This window comes from Leptotrichia sp., from assembly GCF_057270615.1.
Window position 1 is genome coordinate 1 of the sequence record NZ_DBHIXN010000079.1, and the last position, 6,711, is coordinate 6,711.

Annotated in this window: 6 protein-coding genes; all 6 read left to right on the plus strand. The window is 29.2% G+C overall.

Annotated elements, in window-relative coordinates; all coding sequences use genetic code 11:
- Positions 1–1,110, plus strand: a 1,110-nt coding sequence (locus ACO409_RS09875; protein ID WP_485556848.1) for an RNA-guided endonuclease InsQ/TnpB family protein, incomplete at its 5' end; no start/stop codon positions are given.
- Between the two features lie 252 nt (positions 1,111–1,362).
- Entirely contained in the window at positions 1,363–2,007 is a 645-nt protein-coding gene (locus tag ACO409_RS09880) for an O-methyltransferase (RefSeq protein ID WP_485556850.1), read from the plus strand.
- Between the two features lie 274 nt (positions 2,008–2,281).
- Positions 2,282–3,022 carry an endonuclease/exonuclease/phosphatase family protein gene (locus ACO409_RS09885; protein WP_485556852.1) on the plus strand — a complete coding sequence of 247 codons (741 nt, stop codon included), beginning with the start codon at positions 2,282–2,284 and terminating at the stop codon, positions 3,020–3,022.
- A gap of 354 nt (positions 3,023–3,376) precedes the next feature.
- Positions 3,377–4,426: an N-acetyl-gamma-glutamyl-phosphate reductase gene (gene argC, locus ACO409_RS09890; RefSeq protein ID WP_485556854.1), complete on the plus strand. Its 1,050-nt coding sequence runs from the start codon at positions 3,377–3,379 to the stop codon at positions 4,424–4,426.
- Between the two features lie 114 nt (positions 4,427–4,540).
- Positions 4,541–5,761 (plus strand): bifunctional glutamate N-acetyltransferase/amino-acid acetyltransferase ArgJ, encoded by a 1,221-nt coding sequence (gene argJ, locus ACO409_RS09895; protein WP_485556856.1) that lies wholly within the window; start codon positions 4,541–4,543, stop codon positions 5,759–5,761.
- Between the two features lie 126 nt (positions 5,762–5,887).
- Positions 5,888–6,711: acetylglutamate kinase (gene argB, locus ACO409_RS09900; RefSeq protein WP_485556858.1), on the plus strand; the 824-nt coding region annotated here is incomplete at its 3' end.

The window sequence follows — 6,711 nt, forward strand, 5'->3', positions numbered from 1 at the left end:
AAAAAGTATTTAAGTTATAATGAAAACTATAAAATGCTTAAAAATAGTGAGAACTATAAGAAGTTAAATTCTAATATGGCTCAACAAATTCTAAAAGAAGTAGACGGAAGTTTTAAATCATTTTTTGGACTTTTAAAACTTGCTAAGAATGGTCAATATAATGGTAAAATAAAATTACCTAAATATCTTGCTAAAGATAGTTTTACTACTCTTGTTATAGGTTTTGTAAGATTAAAAGGTGATATTCTGAGAGTTCCTTATTCAAATTCATTTAGAAAGACACATAAGGAAATCGCAGTAAAACTACCACCAGTATTAAAAAACAAGAGAATAAAAGAGATTAGAATAATACCAAAACAACATTCTAGGTACTTTGAAATTCAATATACTTATGAGGTAGAAGAAGTTCAAAGGGAATTAAATAAAGAAAATGCACTAGGAATTGATTTAGGTATAGACAATCTTTGTACTTGTGTAACTAATAATGGAGCATCATTCATAATAGATGGTAGAAAATTAAAATCAATAAATCAATACTATAACAAGACAAATGCAAAATTGCAAAGCATTAAAGATAAACAAAAGATAGAGCATATAACATTAAGACAAAAGAGAATAACTAGAAAGAGAAATAATCGTATAGAAGATTATCTTTCAAAAGCGGCAAGAATAATTGTAAATTATTGTCTTAATAATGATATAGGAAAAATAGTTCTAGGATATAATGAAGATTTTCAAAGAAATTCAAATATAGGAAGTATAAATAATCAAAACTTTGTAAATATACCATATGGAAAATTAAGAGATAAATTAATATATCTATGTAAACTATATGGAATAGAATTTAAACTGCAAGAAGAAAGTTATACATCAAAAGCAAGTTTCTTTGATGGAGATAAAATTCCAATATATGATAAAGAAAATCTACAAGAATATATATTCAGTGGAAAAAGGATAAAAAGAGGACTATATCAAACAAGAAAAGGCTATCAATTAAATGCAGATTGTAACGGAGCATTAAATATATTAAGAAAAAGTAAAGTTGTGGACTTAAGCGTCCTATACAATAGAGGTGAGCTGAACACACCTAAAAGAATAAGGATAGCATAGAACTATCAAACTTCTTAGAAAGTTTTTAAATATTTTTAAAGATTTTGGAACCCTGCGACTTTAGTCGTGGGAGGTTCAGTGGAGTAATTATTGGAATGATTGTATTTTCAGTTATGCTGCCTATTTTTAAAATGGGAGAAATGCTGTAAATATTAAAGTTGTGAAACTTAAAAATTTAATTTTTGAAATTTTAAAATAACAGTGACAATAAAAATAAAAAAATGACTAAAATTAAAAGAAAAAGGATAATTTATGATAGAAAATTTTATGGAATCATCAAAGTATGCACAAAATTTGTTTAAAATTCAAAATGAAATTATACAAAATATGAAGGATGAGAGTCTGGCGGAAAATGTGCCGATTATTACAGATGAAGTATTAAATTATATGATTTTTACGGCTAAAAATATAAAAGCAGGAAATATTTTGGAAATTGGTACGGCGACAGGATATTCAGGACTTTTTTTGGCACAAATTGCTAATGAAAATGGCGGATTTTTAACAACAATGGAAATTGATGAAATTCGTTATGGAAAAGCTGTGGAAAATTTTAAGAAACTGGGATTATTTGAAAAGAATAAAATGGTTTTTGGAGATGCTTTAGAAGAAATTCCAAAACTTGATAAGAATATGAAGTATGATTTTATTTTTATTGACGCTTCAAAAGGGAAGTATTTGAAGTTTTTTGAAATGAGTTATGAACTTCTCAATGAAAATGGAATTATTTTTATTGATAATCTCATGTTTCGTGGACTGGTTGCGGTAGATAAGGAGAAAATTCCAAAAAGATATAAGACAATTGTAAAAAGACTTAAAGAATTTATAGAAAAATTGAATGAAGAGTATAATTTTGTACTGCTGCCGTTTGGAGATGGAGTTGGGATAGTAAAAAAATAAATCCTGTTAGACATATTTGGCAATTATAAATATGGAAAGTATTACTCAAGGAGTCAAACATTTTGTCAAAAATAAAAGTATTAAAGTTGTTGAATATATTTATTTAATAGATATGTTCGATAACCTAAGTTTTTTATCTATACAAGGGGTCAAGACCCCTTGCTTCAAGATATTTATTTTATTAAATTCTAAGTTTGTATAGTTATCGAACAGGTCTAATGTTAAAGTGATTTGTATAATTTTGTGAAGATACAAGAAAGAGAAGTGAGGAAAAATGAAATTCCTTTTGTATAATATTCGATACGGGACTGGAAAATATTTGAAGCAGCCATTTAAACATATACGTGGATATTTGGGTCATTCTGTAAAGCATATTTATCGGATTGGGAAATTTATTAATAAATATAAACCTGATATTGTGGGACTTGTAGAAGTAGATCTTGGATCATTTCGGATGTATAGCAGAAATCAGGCTACACTTCTTGGCAGAATTACAAGAAACAATAATGTTTATCAGTATAAATATGAGAAAGATTCACAGTATATGAAATTTCCAATGGTTAGAAAACAGGGAAATGCTTTGCTTTTTAAAGATTTAATTTTAAGAAAAGAATTTCATTATTTGGATATTGGGATGAAGAAATTGATTATCGAGGTAGAAACAGAGGATGTGATTGTATTTCTTGTACATTTAGCACTTGGAGGAAAAACGAGACAAAAACAAATTATACAGCTTTATAATCTTGTGAAAAATTGTAAAAAGCCAGTTATTGTGGCTGGTGATTTTAATGTTTTTTGGGGTGAAGAAGAGCTTGAAATGTTTTTACAGGCTTCTGATTTAAAAAATGTAAATACAAGAAAAGATCCTACTTTTCCAAGCTGGAATCCGAAGCGTGAACTTGATTTTGTGCTTTGTTCAAAAGAAATAAAGGTAAATAGTTATGAAGTTATACAAACTCAGCTTTCAGATCATTTGCCAATATTAGTTGATTTTGATATTGTTTATGAAAGTTAAATCATTAGTTTAATTAATATAATCATTAAAAACTTATATATTCAACATATTGATTTTATATAGTTTTTTTGATATAATAGATTTATCAAAAGGAAGATAAAAAATAGATAGGAGGAAATGTTATGAAAATGATAAGAAGGATAAGGGATAATAGAATAATTACAAATAAATTATAACCCCTTGTCTTATGGTATATAATCATTTTTATAATAGATTTCCGTTTTAATAAAAATAGTTTTTTGCCAATGACTTGAAGGTTATTGGCTCTTTGATTTTATATATAATTTTTATAATTTTATTTAGAGCCTGTTAAAAGGCTCTTTTTATTTTAATATTTTAAGGAGATGATTTTTTATGATAAAAGCTGGTATTATTGGAGCGACAGGGTATGCTGGACAGCAATTAGTCTGGATATTAAATAATCACAAGGAAGTAGAACTTGAGTTTATATCATCACACTCAAGTACTGGAGAAGATATAGGAAATGTATATGCAAACTATAAAAAGTATTTTAAGAAAAAATTAATTTCTTTGGAAGAAGCTGAAGAAAATTTCAAAAATATTGATGTATTATTTTTGGCATTGCCACATGGATTATCTGAAAAAATAACAAAAAAAGCACTTGAAAATGATGTGAAAGTTTTTGATTTGGGAGCAGATTTTAGATTAGACGATTCTAAATTATATGAAAAATGGTACAAAGTGAAACATAATTATCCAGAAATCAATCAAAATGCAGTTTACGGACTTCCAGAAATTTATAAGGAAAAAATTAAAAATACGAAGGTTGTGGCTTCACCTGGATGTTATCCCACTTCTGCTATTTTAGGCGTGGCACCGTTACTAAAAAATGGGCTTGTTGATACGAAAAAAATTATTGTTGATTCGAAGTCAGGAGTTTCGGGAGCTGGAAGAAGTGCTAAATTGGATTTAATTTATGCTGAAGTTAATGAAAATTTTAAGGCTTACAATATTTTGAAACATAGACATACACCTGAAATAAAGCAAGAAATGGATAAATTATCGAATGGGGATATTAATTTAGTGTTTACTCCGCATTTGTTGCCGATAAATAGAGGGATTCTTTCGACAATTTATTTGGATGTGAAGGATGAATTTAAGGAAAGTTTGACGGAAGAAAAAATTTATGAAATTTATAATGAATTTTATAAAAATGACTATTTTGTGAGAGTTACTGAAAATTTGCCAGAGATAAAAAATGTGAAAAATAGTAATATTTGTGAGATTGGTGTTCGATATGACAAGGAATTTGGGAACATCGTTGTTGTATCGGCGATTGATAATTTGATAAAAGGTGCTGGTGGACAAGCGGTTCAGAGTATGAACATTTTATTTGGATTTGATGAAAATGAAGGATTGGAATTTTTGTCGATGTATTTATAAAAATATTTTGTTAATAAGATTTTATTAATAGGTTTTTACAGATAAAAAAGAAAGGAGCGTGTGATTCATAATTTTTATAAAATAATCAAAAATTATTTATCATACAAAAGTTATATGAAAATAATAGAAAATGGAACAATTACTGATGTTAAAGGGATTAAAGCGACTGGAATATCAGCAAAATTGAAAAAAAGTGGAAAAAAAGATATGGCTTTGATTTATAGTGAGGAAAAGGCGGTTTCAGCTGCTGTTTTTACAAAAAATTTGGCAAAGGCTGCACCAATTATTCTGGATATTGAGCATGTAAAAAATAAGAATACACAGGCGATTATTGTAAATAGTGGAAATGCAAATTCTTGTACGGGGGATACTGGACTTGCGAATGCTAAAAAAATGACTGAGCTAGTTGCGAATAAATTGGGATTGAGTGCTGAGGAAGTTTTGGTTCAGTCGACTGGAATTATTGGGGTTCAGCTTGATATGGAAAAAATCGAGAACGGGATTGAGAAAGTTGTGGAAAATTTGTCGGAAGATGGCGGAATTGATGCGGCTACTGCGATTATGACTACTGACACCTTTGTTAAACAAATTTGCTTGGAAATTGAAATTGCTGGAAAAAAGGCGAAAGTGGCTGGAATGTGTAAAGGTTCTGGAATGATTCATCCAAATATGGCTACAATGCTTTCATTTACTGTAACTGATGTGAATATTGAAAAATCATTATTGCAAAAAATGTTTTCTGAAATTGCTGACAACACTTTCAATATGATTTCAGTTGACGGAGATACAAGCACAAATGATATGGCTTGTGTTTTGGCGAACGGACTTGCAGGGAATGAAAAAATTGTTGATGAGAATTCAGCTGGATATGATGAGTTTAAAAAGGCGTTATACAAAGTGAATGAAGAATTGGCTAAATTAATTGCGAAAGATGGAGAAGGTGCAACAAAATTGATTCAAGTTACAACAAATGGAGCAAAAACGCTGGAAGATGCGAAAAAAGTTTCAAAATCAGTTATTACTTCAAGTCTTTTTAAAGCGGCAGTTTTTGGTGGTGATCCAAATTGGGGAAGAATTTTGTGTGCGGTTGGATATTCGGAAGCTGATTTGATGATTGATAAAGTTAATATCTTTCTAAAAGCTGGAAATGATATGGTTCAAGTTGCGAAAAATGGTATGGCACAGGATTTTGATGTTCCAAAAGCTGAGAAAATTTTGAAGGCTGAAACCGTTGAAATAATTATTGAGTTAAATGATGGGGAATTTGAAGCGACTGCTTGGGGATGTGACTTGAGTTATGATTATGTGAAAATTAATGCGGAGTATCATACTTAATAATTTTTAAAATAAATTTATGATTTTAAGAATTATTTGTTAGTAAACTTTTCAAGATAAATTTTGAAAAAATTATTTTTAAAATTAAAAAATAAGAAAAATTTTAGTAATAAAGAAAGGGAAAATATGATTTCAAATTTAGATAAAGCGAAAATTTTAGTAAAGGCGTTGCCGTTTATAAAAAAATATCATAATAAAACGATTGTTATTAAATATGGCGGAAGTGCGATGGTTAATCCTGTTGCTCGGGAACAGTTCATTCAAGATGTGGTTCTTATGAAATATGTTGGGATAAATCCTGTGATTGTGCATGGTGGAGGGCCTGAGATAAACGAGATGCTTCAAAAAATTGGAAAAGAGAGCAAATTTGTCGCAGGAAATCGTGTGACTGATGAAGAAACGATGGAAATTGTGGAAATGGTACTTTCTGGGAAAGTTAATAAAGGAATTGTGTCAGACATCAATAAATATGGCGGAAAAGCTGTTGGTCTTAGTGGAAAAGACGGAAATATGGTATTTGTCGAGAAAAAGTTTGTTGAAGTTGATGGAGAAAAGGTTGATATTGGATTTGTCGGAGAGATTAAGAAAATTAATACTGAAGTTATAGAATTATTGGAATCAAATGATGCAATTCCAGTAATTTCATCTATCGGAGTTGACAAAAACGGTCAGACATACAATATTAATGCAGATTATGTGGCAGGTGCGATTGCTGGAAAATTACAGGCGGATAGATTGATATTTTTGACAGATGTTGATGGAATTTTACTTGATTACAATGATAAAAAAACTCTTATTGATGAAATTGATGTGAAAAGAGTAAATGATTTAATAGAACGGGAAATTATCAGTGGCGGAATGTTGCCAAAAGTTACAACTTGCCTAAATGCGATAAAAAATGGCGTAGAAAATGTTGTTATTCTAAATGGTAAATTGGAACATTCTGTAAT

Coding starts and splice junctions, on each gene's coding strand:
- argJ (WP_485556856.1), top strand. CDS start 4,541: ATGAAAATAATAGAAAATGGAACAATTACTGATGTTAAAGGGATTAAA.
- ACO409_RS09880 (WP_485556850.1), top strand. CDS start 1,363: ATGATAGAAAATTTTATGGAATCATCAAAGTATGCACAAAATTTGTTT.
- ACO409_RS09885 (WP_485556852.1), top strand. CDS start 2,282: ATGAAATTCCTTTTGTATAATATTCGATACGGGACTGGAAAATATTTG.
- argC (WP_485556854.1), top strand. CDS start 3,377: ATGATAAAAGCTGGTATTATTGGAGCGACAGGGTATGCTGGACAGCAA.